General features: G+C 62.9%; 13 protein-coding genes. 6 read left to right on the top strand and 7 right to left on the bottom strand.

Annotated elements, in window-relative coordinates:
- The first annotated feature begins 35 nt into the window (after window positions 1-35).
- The gene (locus ACQ4W4_RS22860) at window positions 36-1,115 is read left to right on the top strand and encodes an AI-2E family transporter (protein WP_436543902.1); all 1,080 of its coding nucleotides are present in this window, start codon (window positions 36-38) and stop codon (window positions 1,113-1,115) included.
- On the opposite strand, the gene ACQ4W4_RS22865 is transcribed toward ACQ4W4_RS22860, so the two are convergent.
- The 3 genes from ACQ4W4_RS22865 to nhaR form a co-directional block, all read right to left on the bottom strand.
- Window positions 1,112-2,452, bottom strand: coding sequence for a hemolysin family protein (locus tag ACQ4W4_RS22865; protein ID WP_436543903.1), 1,341 nt, complete (start codon window positions 2,450-2,452; stop codon window positions 1,112-1,114). The two genes, ACQ4W4_RS22860 and ACQ4W4_RS22865, sit on opposite strands and share 4 nt — an antisense overlap.
- Window positions 2,453-2,540: 88 nt before the next feature.
- Window positions 2,541-3,875 (bottom strand): MFS transporter, encoded by a 1,335-nt coding sequence (locus ACQ4W4_RS22870; protein ID WP_436543904.1) that lies wholly within the window; start codon window positions 3,873-3,875, stop codon window positions 2,541-2,543.
- 123 nt (window positions 3,876-3,998) lie between these two features.
- Complete coding sequence (nhaR, locus tag ACQ4W4_RS22875) at window positions 3,999-4,913, bottom strand: transcriptional activator NhaR (protein ID WP_436543905.1); 915 nt, start codon at window positions 4,911-4,913, stop codon at window positions 3,999-4,001.
- Window positions 4,914-5,030: 117 nt separating this feature from the next.
- On the opposite strand from nhaR, the gene ACQ4W4_RS22880 reads away from it, so the two are divergent.
- From ACQ4W4_RS22880 to ACQ4W4_RS22900, 5 genes are all read left to right on the top strand, one after another.
- A complete protein-coding gene (locus ACQ4W4_RS22880; RefSeq protein ID WP_436543906.1) occupies window positions 5,031-6,104 on the top strand; it encodes a DUF475 domain-containing protein in 1,074 nt (357 codons plus the stop codon).
- 131 nt (window positions 6,105-6,235) lie between these two features.
- The gene (locus tag ACQ4W4_RS22885; RefSeq protein WP_314606262.1) at window positions 6,236-6,811 is read left to right on the top strand and encodes a TerD family protein; all 576 of its coding nucleotides are present in this window, start codon (window positions 6,236-6,238) and stop codon (window positions 6,809-6,811) included.
- Between the two features lie 185 nt (window positions 6,812-6,996).
- Window positions 6,997-7,692 carry a TIGR00266 family protein gene (locus ACQ4W4_RS22890; protein WP_436543907.1) on the top strand — a complete coding sequence of 232 codons (696 nt, stop codon included), beginning with the start codon at window positions 6,997-6,999 and terminating at the stop codon, window positions 7,690-7,692.
- A 34-nt stretch (window positions 7,693-7,726) separates the two neighbouring features.
- Window positions 7,727-8,308: a TerD family protein gene (locus tag ACQ4W4_RS22895; protein ID WP_436543908.1), complete on the top strand. Its 582-nt coding sequence runs from the start codon at window positions 7,727-7,729 to the stop codon at window positions 8,306-8,308.
- Between the two features lie 93 nt (window positions 8,309-8,401).
- The gene (locus ACQ4W4_RS22900; RefSeq protein ID WP_034784905.1) at window positions 8,402-8,620 is read left to right on the top strand and encodes a hypothetical protein; all 219 of its coding nucleotides are present in this window, start codon (window positions 8,402-8,404) and stop codon (window positions 8,618-8,620) included.
- A gap of 70 nt (window positions 8,621-8,690) precedes the next feature.
- Here the strand turns inward: ACQ4W4_RS22900 and ACQ4W4_RS22905 are convergent, their stop codons facing one another.
- The 4 genes from ACQ4W4_RS22905 to ACQ4W4_RS22920 all read right to left on the bottom strand — a co-directional run bounded on the left by ACQ4W4_RS22905 (window position 8,691) and on the right by ACQ4W4_RS22920 (window position 14,160).
- Window positions 8,691-10,343, bottom strand: a complete 1,653-nt coding sequence (locus tag ACQ4W4_RS22905; RefSeq protein WP_436543909.1) for a patatin-like phospholipase family protein — start codon at window positions 10,341-10,343, stop codon at window positions 8,691-8,693.
- A 72-nt stretch (window positions 10,344-10,415) separates the two neighbouring features.
- Complete coding sequence (locus tag ACQ4W4_RS22910; protein ID WP_436543910.1) at window positions 10,416-12,737, bottom strand: CPBP family intramembrane glutamic endopeptidase; 2,322 nt, start codon at window positions 12,735-12,737, stop codon at window positions 10,416-10,418.
- Window positions 12,734-13,459 carry an ABC transporter ATP-binding protein gene (locus ACQ4W4_RS22915; protein WP_436543911.1) on the bottom strand — a complete coding sequence of 242 codons (726 nt, stop codon included), beginning with the start codon at window positions 13,457-13,459 and terminating at the stop codon, window positions 12,734-12,736. The genes ACQ4W4_RS22910 and ACQ4W4_RS22915 overlap by 4 nt, the downstream gene beginning before the upstream one ends.
- Window positions 13,456-14,160 (bottom strand): ArsR/SmtB family transcription factor, encoded by a 705-nt coding sequence (locus ACQ4W4_RS22920; RefSeq protein WP_436543912.1) that lies wholly within the window; start codon window positions 14,158-14,160, stop codon window positions 13,456-13,458. Before ACQ4W4_RS22920 ends, ACQ4W4_RS22915 begins: the two co-directional genes overlap by 4 nt.

A 14,160-nucleotide genomic window follows, 5' to 3' on the forward strand; every position in this document is an offset into this window, starting at 1 on the left:
GCGCCCCCGGGCGCCATCTTCAGGATTTGCAGTACATGGACAAACGTTTCGAGCCGCACGCCCGCCTGGCAGCCATCATCTTCTTGCTGATCGGCTGCTTTTTCGTCTTGCGGCCCTTCCTCGCCGCCATGCTGTTTGCCGCCTGCGTGGGCATTTCCAGCTGGCCCTTGTATATCCTCCTGCTCGACCGCCTGAAAGGCCGGCGCAACTGGGCGGCCGCCATCATGACCCTGTCATTGCTCCTGGTCATCGTGCTGCCGCTGGCCCTCGTCACCTACAACCTGGCCGATAACGTCTCGCGCATCTATGAACAGTTGCGCGCCGCGCTGGAAGCGGGCGGCCTGCATCCGCCGGCCTGGCTGGCCAGCATTCCCGTGGTGGGCGAAACCATCGCCGGCTACGTGGAGCGCCTGCTCGCTGACCGTGAGGAATTACTGAATCTGGGCAAGACGATGCTGGAGCCGGCGCGCCATTTCCTCGCTTCCGGCGGCATCCTGCTGGGCACGGGCCTGGCGCAGACCAGCCTGGCCGTGTTCGTCAGCTTCTTCCTTTACCGCGACGGGCAGCAGCTGAGCCGCGCCTTGATGACGGGCGCCGGCCGCATCATCGGCGACAGCGCGCCCGGCGTGGGCCTGACCATCAGCCGCACCGTGCGCGGCGTCATGTACGGCTTGCTGGGCACGGCGCTGGCGCAAGCGCTGGTGGCCGTGGTGGGCTTCCTGATCGCCGGCGTGCCGGCCGTAGCGCTGCTGGGCGTGGCCACCTTCATCTTTTCGCTGATCCCCGTCGGCCCGCCCCTGATCTGGGGCGGCGCCGCCATCTGGCTGTTTTCAGACGGCCAGATGGGCTGGGGCATTTTCATGCTGGTGTGGGGCGCGCTGCTGATCAGCGGCGTGGATAACGTGGTCAAACCCATGCTGATCAGCCGCGGCAGCAGCTTGCCGTTCCTGCTGGTGTTGCTCGGCGTGCTGGGCGGCGTGCTGGCCTTCGGCTTCGTCGGCATCTTTATCGGCCCGACCCTGTTGGCCGTGCTGTACAGCCTGCTGCAAACGTGGACGGTGGGCGAAACCACCGTGCCGCAGGGCAAAGATACGATTACCTTGAAAAAAGACTAATCGCGCAAGTCCGCGTCGAGGTCGCGTTCCTGCTTCGGGATCACCTTGATCAGCACGATGCGGGGCCCGTTCATCTTCTTGACGACGATGTCGAAGTCGACGAAGGTGATGCGCTGGCCCTGCTTCGGAATGTCGCCCAGCTTGACCATGATCAAGCCGCCCACCGATTCCACGTCGTCCAGTCCCAGTTCCTCGTTTTCGATATCGATGCCGAGGATGCGTTCGAGCGAAAAGATGGGCAGGCTGGCCTTGCCGATCAGGGTGCCGTCGCTTTGCTTGAGCCAGTCGTTCTCATTGCGGCGGAATTCGTCGCGGATTTCGCCGACCATGGCGCCGAGCAAGTTATCCAGGGTGATGAAACCCAGCGGGCGCTTGCCCTTTTCGCCGATCAGGGCGAAGTGGGGCGCGCCGTCGCGGAAGCGCCGGAACAGCTCCAGCGCCGGCGTGCGCGCGGAAATGATGTCCACGGGGCGCAGGAAAGGCGTGAGCGAGGTGATCGGTTTACCCGCCTGCTGGGCAAAGAACAGGTCCTTCAGGTGCACCACGCCCAGGACGTCGTCTTCATTCGTGTCGAAATACGGGTAGCGGCTGAAGCGGTTGCGCAGCACCGTGTCGAGATTTTCTTCCAGCGTGTTCGAGGCGTGCAGGGCGATCACTTCATTGATCGGGCGCATCAGGTCCGATACCGTCATCTGCTCGAAATCGAGCGATTGCGCCAGGATGTTGCGTTCGTCGCGCGTAAATTTCTCGCCGGGCTGGCTGGTGCGCAGGATCAGTTTCAATTCTTCCGACGAGTAATGGGCATCGTGGCCGCCCTTGCCGGACAGGCCGGCCAGGCGCAGCACCCAGTTGGCGCTGGCGTTGAGCAGATAGATGGCCGGATACATGGCCCAATAGAAACCATACAGGGGAATCGCGCTCCACAGGCCGACGGCTTCCGGGTTGCGGATGGCCATCGACTTGGGTGCCAGTTCGCCCACGACGATGTGCAGGAAGGAAATCACGCTGAAGGCGAGGACAAAGGAGATGCCGTGGATCAGCTCTTGCGAGGTGACGCCGATGGCGCCGAACAGCGGCTCCAGCAGACCGGCGAATGCCGGTTCGCCGACCCAGCCCAGGCCCAGCGACGCCAGCGTGATGCCCAACTGGCAGGCGGACAGGTAGGCGTCCAGCTGGCCATGCACCTTGGCCAGGATGCGGCCCCGCAATCCCTGTGTCTTGGCGATGGCGCGGATGCGCGTGCGGCGCAAGGTGACGATGCCAAACTCGGCGGCAACAAAAAAACCGTTCAGCGCGACCAGGAAGAGGGCGAGCAGGACTAGCAAGACATTGTGCATGGGGGCGCTGAAGATGGGCTGTAAAAACGACATCTTAAACGACGAAGGGCGCCATAGCCTAATTTAGCCACGCGTGCCCCCGCTGCGCTTATGCCTGGGCCGCCGTTTGCGGCCCGCCGCGCATGGCAAAGACCATGACGGCCGAGACGATGGCCGGGATGGCGACGACGAGGAAGATCGTGCTGTTGGGCCAGTTCAGGCGGATCAGCTCGCCACCGAGCACAGGGCCGATGATGGAACCGATGCGGCCCACGCCCAGGCTCCAGCCGATGCCCGTCGAGCGCAGCGTGGTCGGGTAGTAGCTGGCCGCCAGGGCGTTGACGGCAGGCTGGCCGCCCACCACGCAGAAACCGGCGATGAAAATCGTGATGAACAGGAAAGCCAGCGACACGTCCGGACGGCCGATCAGGGCAATGGCGACTGCAGCAACCAGGAAGCACGGCAGCAGGATACGGCGGAAGCTCGAGCGGTCGATCAGCTGGCCCATGACGAGGGTGCCGATGGTGCCGCCCACTTGCAGGGCCGTGCCCGCCAGCACGGCGTTGGCCGTCGACAGGCCCGCTTCCTTGGCAATCGTCGGCAGCCAGTTGGACAGGAAATATAAATTGAGCAAGTTCATGAAGTTGATGACCCACAGCAGTATCGTCATCTTCGCGCGGCCGCCCGTAAACAATTGCAGCACGGGCGCGCCCTTGTGTTCCTTCTCATGCACGACGTATTGGGTGTCAGCCGTGATGGTGACGGTGGGGTCGATGCGCTTGAGCCACTGGGCGACTTTATCGAGCTTGCGTTTCTTCAGTACCAGAAATTGCATCGATTCCGGCAGCAGGAAGAACATCAGCACGCCGATCACCAGCGGCACCACGCCGCCCACGTAAAACACGGATTGCCAGCCGAAGGCGGGAATCAGCGCGGCGGACAGCAAGCCACCGAGCACGGCGCCCAGGGTAAAGCCGCACGAGACGAGCATCATCAGGGTGACTTTCTTGCGCAGGGGGCTGTATTCGCCGGCCAGCGCCATGGCGTTCGGCATCACGGCGCCCAGGCCCAGTCCCGTGATAAAGCGGATCAGCTGCAATTGCTCGATGGTGGTGGCCAGCGGCGTGGCCAGCATGCACAGCGAAAAGAAGATGGTCGAGCCGATCAGCACGGGACGGCGGCCAAACTTGTCGGCCGTGATGCTGAAGACGAGCGAGCCGACCAGCATGCCCAGCAAACCCGCGCCAAACACGGGGCCCAGGTTGGCCTTGCTCACATGCCAATCGGCAATGATGGCGGGCGCCACATAGCCCATCGCCTGTACATCGAAGCCATCCATGATGACGCATAGCCCGCACAGTATCAGCATGCCGATCTGGAAGGAGCCGATCTTGTTGTTATTGATGAGATCGGGAATATCGATCGTCTTGCCTGCCGTGGACATGGTGATGCTCCTGTTTTTTATGGTGATCGCGCCCTTCCGGCGAGGGAGGGGCGCGTGTTTGTCTCAGGCTTTATTACAATCGCTTTTGATTGATTATTCAAACGTTATTTTCGAATGGATTTATCAGGTTTCCTTGTGAATCTTTGGATGGTCCTGGATGGCCGCCAGGATGACATCGAGCGCCGGATGCATGATCTTGCGTTCGTTCGAGATGACGTAAAACTGTTCGCGCAGGGACGAGGCGTCGCCGACCAGCACGGCGCCGAATTGCTCCTCGATATCGGCCGCCAGGCTGGCCGGGGCGAAGAACAGGCCCAGGCCCTTGCGGCCGAACGCGTTGAGCATGGCGTTGTCCTCGAATTCGCCGACCACGTCGGGGCGCACACCTTGCTGCACCATCCATTCGTCGATGCGTCCGCGCAAGGCGTTATTGCGCGCGGGTAGCAGAAACGGCGCGCCATGCAGGCTGTGCGGGAAATTCTCGCGATACTGTCCCGCCAGCGCGGGGACGCCGAACAGTTTCATGGCGCTTTCGCCCCACAGGTGGCTGGACACGCGCAGGCTCGCCCCGGCCGGCACGGCGCGGTCCGTCAACACCAGATCCAGCTTGTGCAGGGCCAGGTCGGCCAGCAAGGATTCGAATTCGTCTTCCAGGCACACGAGCTTGACGGGCTGGGCCAGGCTGCGCGTGGCGTCGAGCATGCGGTAGGCCATCAGTTTCGGCAGGGAATCGGAAATACCCACCGTCAAACGCATCTTTTCCGCGTCCGCATCGGCCAGCGCATCCTGCATCTGCTCGCCCAGCAAAAAAATCTGGTCGGCATAGCCGAGCGCCAGCCGGCCCGCCTCGGTGGGCACGAGGCGGCGTCCCTGCGGCTGCAGCAGGGAGCGACCCAGTTCCTTTTCCAGCAAGGCCAGCTGGGTGCTGATGGTTTGCACGGCCAATCCCAGCCGTTCGGCCGCGCGCGTCACGCCGCCTTCCTTGGCGACCACCCAAAAGAAGTACAAATGGCGGTAATTGAAGCCCGTGGTTTTCATCGCTGCATCCTCTATCTTCTGTTTTTACGAAGTAATACTTCCATTATCTTCTATTTTTAAATGTGTCACACGTCCCTATACTACGTCCCATTGAATTTGGATATAGAGGAACTATCGATGAAACATTTCAGAGTGTCCTTTCTAGTGACATTCATCTGCCTGGGCATTTCCGCCTGGTGGGGTTACACGCACGGTGGCGTGCAGACGATGCTGGCGGCGCTCGGTATCGCGGTGATCCTGGGCGTGATGGAAGTGTCGCTGTCGTTCGACAACGCGGTGGTCAACGCCTCGGTGCTGAAGAACTGGGACAAGTTCTGGCAGAACCTGTTCCTGGGCGTGGGCATCATCATCGCCGTGTTCGGCATGCGTCTGCTGTTCCCGCTGGTCATCGTGGCGCAGGCGGCGGACCTCGGCTTGATGGAAGTATGGAATCTGGCACTGAGCAATCCGGAACAGTATTCGATGCACCTGACGAACCACCACGCGGAAGTGGCGGCATTCGGCGGCATTTTCCTGCTGCTGGTCTTCCTGAACTTCCTGCTGGACTCGGAAAAAGAAACGCACTGGCTGGGCCGTATTGAAGAAAAATTGGGCGCGCTGGGCAAGATTTCGTCGATTTCCGTGATGATCGCGCTCGGTACCCTGATGGTCAGCCTGTCGATGATCGAAGAAGGCCAGAAACTGGTGGTCCTGACGGCCGGCTTGTGGGGCATCCTGACCTACGTGGGCGTCGATGTGATCAGCGGCTTGCTGGAAGGCGATAACGGCGACGGCAACATGGGCGACATCATCAAGCGCGGCGGTATTGGCGGCTTCCTGTACCTGGAAGTGCTCGACGCCTCGTTCAGCTTTGACGGCGTGATCGGCGCGTTCGCCATCACCAAGGACGTCGTGATCATCATGCTGGGCCTGGCAATTGGCGCGATGTTCGTGCGTTCGATGACGGTGTTCCTGGTGCGCAAGGGCACGCTCGACGAGTTCGTTTATCTGGAGCACGGCGCGCACTATGCGATCGGTATCCTGGCCGTGATCATGTTGGTCAGCATGAAGTTCCACATTCCCGAGATTTTCACGGGTCTGATCGGGGTGGCCTTCATTCTCGCCTCGCTGTGGTCGTCGATCCGCTACAAGCGCAGGATGGCCCTCGAGGAAGACCGGACGGAAGCGCTGGAAACGGTCAAGGCAGTGTAAAGAATGCGCGACAAACGACTACACCCGTTTGTCGGCAAGTTGTAGCAAGCGTCGCCGCCGGCCTGGGGAGTCGGGCCGGTGGAGGACGCCAGGTGTTTGGTCATACACAACCCACATAGGAGTAATACATCATGGCAATCAGTCTGCAAAAAGGCGGCAACGTCAACCTGAGCAAGGAAGCACCTGGCATTTCGAAGATGATCATCGGCCTGGGCTGGGATGCCCGCGCCACCGACGGCGCCGCGTTCGACATCGACGGCTCCGTGTTCCTGCTGAAGGCCGACGGCAAGGTTCGCGCCGACCTCGACATGATTTTCTACAACAACCTGAAGTCGAGCGACGGTTCCGTCACCCACTCGGGCGACAACACCACCGGCGCCGGCGATGGCGACGATGAAACCGTCGTCGTCGACCTGGCCACGGTGCCAGCCGAGATCGACAAGATCGCCGTCTGCGTCACGATTCACGATGCCGAAGCGCGCAAGCAAAACTTTGGTATGGTATCGAAGGCCTACGTGCGTTGCGTCAATGCCAACGGCAACACGGAAATCGCCCGTTTCGACCTGTCGGAAGACGGCTCGGCGGAAACGGCGATGGTCTTCGGTGAAATCTACCGCAATGGCGGCGATTGGAAATTCAAGGCCATCGGCCAGGGTTACAAGGGCGGCCTGGGCCCATTAGCTGCCTCGTTCGGCGTCGGCGTGTAAGGTAGCCACACCAAACCTACTGCGCGGTGCGCTTTGCGGCCGGCGATGCTCACCGTACTCAAGTACGGTTGCGCTTCTCGGCCACAAATCACATCCGCTCGCTACGGTTTTGTGCTGCACCGTTATTCTGTAGTAAGGGCGGTTTAGCCCGACATCATCATCATCGTCAAGGAAGGAACAGTCAGATGCCAGTTTTCAATATTACCGGGGACGTCGACCCGTTTCTGCATGTGTCGCTTGCCAGGGGCGAGAAGATTTATTGCGAATCCAACGCGATGGTGATGATGGAAACCAATCTTGAGCTGAAAGGCAAGATGACGGGCGGCATAGGCGCCGCGCTGATGCGCACCTTTGCCAACGGCGAATCGTTCTTTCAGCAGCATATCGAGGCCATGCGGGGCGACGGCGATTGTCTGCTGTCGCCCACCTTGCCCGGCGCGATGCGGGTGCTCGAGGTGGGCGCCCAGCAATACATGATCAGCGACGGCGCCTTCGTGGCGGCCACGTCTGGCGTGGAATTGAAGGTGCGCACGCAAAGCCTTGGCAATGCGCTGTTTGCCCAGAGCGGTGGGTTTTTCATCACCGAGACGGCAGGCAGCGGCCAGTTGGCGGTATCCGGTTTCGGCGCGATGTCGATACTGGAAGTGACGCCTGGCAAGGACGTGGTGATCGATAACTCGCACGTCGTGTGCTGGGACAACCGCCTGCAATACGAAATTTCCATGACGACCGGCAGCAGCGGCGGCTTTCTGGGCAATTTGATCAATAGCCAGACCAGCGGCGAGGGCATGGTGCTGAAGTTTTCAGGCACGGGAAAAATCCTCGTGTGTTCGCGCAACCGCGCGGCCTTCCTCGCCTGGACCCAAAGCAAGCCGGCGTAATCAAGCAGTAACTAACCGAACAGGAGCTATGCGTATGTCTGTCAATTTGAGCAAGGGCCAGAAGATTTCTCTGGATAAAGAAGCTGGTGCCACCCTGACCCGTATCACCATGGGCCTGGGCTGGGATGCCGTCAAGACCAAAGGTTTCCTCGGTTTCGGTTCGAAGACGGAAGCCGTCGACCTGGACGCCTCGTGCGTCATGTTCGATGAAAACAAGGGCACGTCCGATATCGTCTGGTTCCGCCAGCTGAAAAGCAAGGACGGCAGCATCGTCCACACGGGCGACAACCGCACGGGCGCGGGCGATGGCGACGACGAACAGATCAATGTCGATCTGTCGAAAGTGCCGGCGCACGTGAAAAGCCTGGTCTTTACCGTCAACAGCTTTACTGGCCAGAACTTCTCGCAGGTGGAAAACGCCTATTGCCGAATCTTGAATGCCAGCAATAACCAGGAAGTCGCGCGTTTCAACCTGTCTGTGCAAGGTTCCCACACGGCACAGATCATGGCCAAGCTGTACCGCCATAACGGCGAATGGAAGATGCACGCCATCGGAGAAAACGGCAACGGTCGCACGTTTGACGACTTGATGCCGCAGATTGCCGTGCATCTATAAATTGTAGTTGTAAGGAGCAGTACGCAGCGGGCGGGGGACGGACCGGATACCGGCCCTTGTCCGCTGCTCTATATTGAAGGAGAGTATGTCGTGATGCGATTGCTGATAGCCTTGCTACTTCCGTGTCTCACGTTTTTCATGCTGGGGCGCCCGCTGGCCGGTGCCGCCGCCTTGATCTTGCAGTGCACTGTGATCGGCTGGGCGCCGGCGGCCCTGTGGGCCCTGTACACGGTGAACCAGCATAAGACGGAGCAGGAACTGGAAGGTGCGTTAAGCCGCAGCTACATGCGCAGGCGTAGTCGGTTGATCTAAATCAACCGGGCGCTTGGAATCCTTGCGCTAAAGCCCGCACGAGCGATCGTGCGGGCTTTTTTGTGCGCGTTCACTTCTTGCAGCGGATCGGCACGTTGACGGAATTGCCGTCCGAACTCAGGTTGCGGTACTGCAAATCTTCGCTCTCGATGGCGAAGCGGGGCACGGCGTGCACGTAGCGCTGCTTGCAGACGGTGTCGTCGTTGATCAGCTTTCCCGTCAGCATGTAGTCGCACAGGGCGAAGCGCGATTCCTCGTCGTCGAGGATCAGCACGCGCGCGGCGCTGTACAGCGCCGATTGCAGCACGTCCGGGCTGCAGTTTTCCGGACCCGTCAGTTTTAAATGGGTCTTCGTTTGCGTGGCCAGGCGCTGCAGCTTGACGAGGGCGGCGCGTTCTTCCTTGCGCGCACTGTCGACTTGCGCATCGCCGCTGGCCAGGCGCAGCGCCAGCGAGGCGATCTGGTCGATGGAAATATGCCAGGCAAAGCCTTCGAGTCGCGTGCGGATCTGGCCCGGCAAGGGATCGGCCGCATCGACTTCGCAGCGGTACTGGCCCAGGTGCGGGCGGCACAGCACGGGAATGGCAAAGGCCGAGGTGCGCTTGCCCTTGACGAATTTCTGGCTCAGGTCGCCGAAGTTTTCATGCGTGATGGTATCGAAGCGGGCTTGCCCAAAACCCATCTTGACGAGGTTTTCCTTGCGCTGGCGCGAAAACAGGGCGTCGACGGCGTCGTAGATATTCTTGTTGAAGATGCGGTCCAGCGGCTGGCGTTCGTCCGACATCTTTTCGAATACGGCGCTGGAATTGGGGGCGTTGGCATCGATGGAAATGAGGATGAAGGGCTTGCTGTTCAGGCGCGGCGGCACGACGGCCATGTCGTTGCCGTACAGCTGCGTCAGGGCCACGTCCCACAGGGTTTCCACGCCCAGGTTGTCGGCCGCGCCGCCGTCGAACAGGTGCACGTAGGACGGCGATTCGCGCGACTCGGAACCGAGTTCCGGCACGAAACTGTTTTTCGGGCGGAAACGCTCGAAGGTGACGGAATCGAACACGCCGGGGAAGGCAGCCGAGGTGGCCACGGCCGTGGCCAGGCGGATATCCTGGATCGGCGAATGCAGGGTGCCGTAAAAATACTCATAAGAAAACACCACGCGCTTGCCGCCATCGGTGGCGTCCGTCGCGTTGGCCAGGAAAATGGGGCCGTCGTGCGGCAAGTCCTCGTAGGTTTTCTTGTCGTACAGCACATCGTCGAACACGTCGGACAGGAAGGAGGTGCGAGTCTTGTTCGTCAACAACATCGTCGTCAGGTTGGCCGGTTTTAAAATGGTCTGGCCAAAGAAATCCGTCTTGAGTTTGCTGCGCAGCAAGGGCCAGTCCGTCTGCTTGCCATGCAGCGCATAGTAGCCGCCCGCGATGGCGCCGCCCGAGACGCCGGAGATGGCCGAGGCGCCGCTGACGAGGCCGAACTGCTCCAGCTGCTCCAGCGAGGCGGCCGAGAAATTGGCTGCGCGGCTGCCCCCGCCGGACAGGGCGATGCCGATGAAGTGGTCGTTGGGCATCGGATTCTGGATGCGTGCCTTGGGTGCGTCGATGCGCAGGCGCGGGGCTTCCTGCACGGTGAACGTGCGGTTTTCGACGCCGCTGTTGGGGCGCAGGGCGAGTACCGTGCAGCCGCTCAGCAGCGCGACGAGGATAAATGGGGCGAACAAGCGTGGCTTCATGCGTGATCTGTGCGTAGTCATTGGTTGGGATACGGACGGAAACGAGTGCGATTCTAGCAAAACCGGTGGCAATCACCTATTGAGCTGATAGCCGAGCATGGCGGCGTTGTACAGCGCGTGCGTGAGCATGGGCGCCAGCAGCGCGCCGCTGCGCTCGTACGCGATGCCCGTGCACACGCCCAGCACGAAGACGGGCAGCATCGACGCGGGGGGATGCACGATGGCAAACAGGGCGGCGCCGGTGCCGATCGCTTGCCAGGCTGGCAGCGAGCGGCGCAGGCCGCCCTGGATCAGGCCGCGGAAAATGAATTCCTCGCACAGGGGGGCGGCCAGCACGCCCAGGGCCAGCAGCCACAGGCTGTCCCACGAACTGCCGCCCACTGCCGCCGCAGGCGGTTGCAGCACGAGCGTATAGGCGATGCCGCAGAGAGCCGATACTGCCGCGCCTGCCGTACCCCAGCGCCAGGGGTGCCGGCCCCGTGCCATGCGCGGCACGCTGGCAGTCTTGCTGCGCCAGTAGACCAGGCGCAGCAGCACATACGTGAGCGCGCCAGCGCCGCCGAAGGCGATGGCCATTTGCGCCAGCGGCGCGGCCACCTTGCCTTTGAGCAGGAGCAAGGCCAGGGTCTGCAGGGTGAAGAACAGCATGGCGGCGATCAGGCCGTCCGACGCGGAAACGCGGGCCGGTGGCGAGGCGGCCGGGTCGAGCAAGTAGGGCACTTCATCGCGTGCTTTTTGCCACAGGGCCACGGCCAGCGCCGCCGCCAGCACGACAAACACCAGCTGCTGCGCCAGGCTGCCGGCCGCCAGCGCGGCGATGTACAGGCCGGTCAGCAGCAGGTATAGATAGGTGTAGGCGGGCCGTATCTTTACCGCCGCCTCGGTGGCCAGCGGATCGCTGGCAAACACGCCCAGCGCCACGGCGATTGCCGAGTACAGGGGGATGCCGGCCAGGGCCAGCAGCATCAAACCCGCCATGTCCCACCGCCAGGCGTCTTGCCAGGCCAGCGCCGCGCTGAACAGGATCAGGGGGTAGAGCAGGGCCAGCGCGGCCCACAGCTGGGCTTTTTGCCGCAGCGCCTGGTCGACGGCGACGGGAAACGTGTACAGCAGCCACAGCGCGCCGCCTTCCTTGTTGAGGGTCTGGAAGGCCGACATCATCAGCACATAAGTGCCGAGGAAAAAGCCGGTAGAGGCCAGCAAGGCGGGATTGGACAGCAGCGCGTGCAGGTCGCGCGCCTGGCCCGAGAACACGGCCTGGCCGCCGAGGATGAGCAAGGGCATCAGCAGGGTTTGCACGAGAAAGTTGCGGTCGCGCAGCAGCAAGGTCAGCTCGCGGCGCTGGATCACCGTGCCGAGGCGGGCGCGCCACTTGCCAGCGGACTGGCTCGCAGGGGAGCGCCTGCGGCCGGCCTCGCGCTGGCCCGCGCCCACCACGCCGTGGCGCAACTGGCGGCGCAGCAGGGCCATGCCCAGCAACATCAAGCACAGGCATTGCGCCAGCAGCAGGACGGCCGGCAAGGCCGCTGCCGCACCTTGGGCATTGAGCAAACTCACCAGCAGGCCCGGTGGCGTCCAGGCGCTCCAGGCCGGCATGGCCGCCGCCCACGCGTGGGCAAAGCCGCCCGTGCCCATGCCGAACGACATGCCCATATACATGGGAAACAGGCCGGCCACCGACAGCAGCGCCTGCAAGTTGCCCAGCTGCGCAGGACTGAGCGACAGGCGCAAGCCCGTGTCGATCAGGGTACGCAACATGGCCGCCAGGGCCAGCAGGAGCAGGCAGGCAAACAGCCCCGACAGCGGCGAAAACCAGCCCTGGCCCGAATACCAGGCGATCATGGTGGTGCCGGGCCACAGCACCAGCAGGCCGAGCGGGTTGACCAGCGTGCGCTCGAGCACGCGCGCCCACAGCAGGGTGCCCTTGTCGACGGGCAGGGTGACCAGCCATTCCAGGTCCCAGTCCGGCTTCGACAGTTCTCCCATGCCCAGCGGCAGCAGCAGGCTTACCAGCCACAGCAGCGTCAATTGCAGCGTCAGGGCGCCCGCCAGCGCCGTACTGAACGGTTGCTCGATCAAGTGGGCGATGACGGGCGCGAGCACGCGCTCGCCCGCCTGCAGGCTGCCCTTGGCCTGGCAAACGCTCACCTGGTCGAGCAGGCAATGCATGTTCAGCAGGTTGTGGCGGGCGATATTGCCGGAGGCAAATAGCATGGGCAAGAGCAGCAGCGCGCTCAGCAGCCAGCGTCCTCGTTTCTTTCCTGGCGTGGCGGGTCGGCTCTTGCCGCCCCGATGGAACGCCAAGCCCTTGCCGCTGACGTTGAGCAGGCGCTGCAGCCGCAAGCGGGTCAGCAGCCAGACGGCGCGCCAGGCGGTGGGCGGCGCCGGTGTCATGCGGTTTCGTCGGTGAGTTGCAAAAAGATCTCTTCCAGGCTGCCGTCGCTGGACAGCTGCTGGCGGATCTCGTCCAGGCTGCCGGTGGCGACCAGGGCGCCACGGTGGATGATGGCGACCCGGCTGCACAGCTTTTGCGCCATATCGAGCAAATGCGTGGAAACGAAGATCGTCGTGCCGGCGGCGGCGCAGCGCAGCAAGCGTTCCTGCACGTCGCGCGAGGCACGCGGGTCGAGGCCGTTGATCGGTTCGTCGAGGATCAGCACGGCCGGATCGTGGATCAGCGCGCAGGCCAGGCCCAGTTTTTTCTTCATGCCCAGCGAGTAATTGACGGCAAAATCCTCGCTCGCCTCGTCGAGGCCGAATTCCGTCAGCAGGCGCGCGGCGCGCGCGCCCGCCTCGGCGCGTGGATAGCCGTGCATTTCAGCCACGAATTGCAGGATTTCGCGGCCGCGCAAATAATCGTAGAAGACGGGATTGTCGGGCAGGTAGCCCACCTTGCGCTTGACGGCGGCGCCGTCGCGATGGCAATCGAGGCCATCGACCAGCACGCGCCCGCTGCTGGGCACGAGGATGCCCATCAGCATGCGGATGGTGGTGGTCTTGCCCGCCCCGTTCGGACCCAGGAAGCCGAAGACCTCTCCTTTGCCCACTTGCAAGGTCAACGGCTTGACGGCCTCGAACGTGCCGTACTGTTTCGACAAGTCTTCGAAGGCGATCATGGTGCCCCCAAGGCCGCCAGCAGGCGCCGTTCACCGGCCGGCGTGAGGCGCAGGGCGCGGCTGTCGAGCTCGCGCTCTGCCCAGCGCTGGCGCAGGGCCAGCTGCAGCAGGGCCGCCCCCAGCGCGCCGCCCAAGTGGGCGCGCCGTTCGCTCCAGTCCAGGCAGGCACAGGCGAAGCGGCGGCGCTGGCGCTGCAGTTGCGGCACGTCGATGCCCAGCGCCGCCATGCCGGCCGCGCCCGTTTCCGACAGGCGATACTCTCCTTCGCCTTCGCCGTCATCGTCGAGCAGCCAGCCTTGCGCCTGCAACTGGTCGTGCATGGCGACGGCGACCGTGCCGGCCATGTGGTCGTAGCAGGTGCGCGCATGGCGCAAGCGGTCCGGCGTGGAGGGCGTAAACGGCGTTGCGGCTACGCCAGCCACCACCAGCAGCGCTTCCAGCGCCCGCGCCACTTCCGTACTGGCCAGACGGTAGTAGCGGTGCTTGCCCTGCGCCAGCATCGACAGCAAACCGTCGTCGCGCAAGCGCGCCAGATGGGCGCTGGCCGTCGAGGCGCCCACGTCGGCCAGCGTGGACAATTCCGTGGCCGTGCGCGCATGGCCATCGAGCAGGCTGCACAGCATGCGCGCGCGGGCCGGTTCGGCGATGGCGCCGGCCAGTTGCGCCAGGCCCATGTCGGCCGAGGGAAGTGTGTCATCCAT

Origin of the sequence: Janthinobacterium glycogeni, assembly GCF_051380725.1 — a bacterium.
In the GTDB taxonomy this organism is placed as follows: domain Bacteria; phylum Pseudomonadota; class Gammaproteobacteria; order Burkholderiales; family Burkholderiaceae_D; genus Janthinobacterium.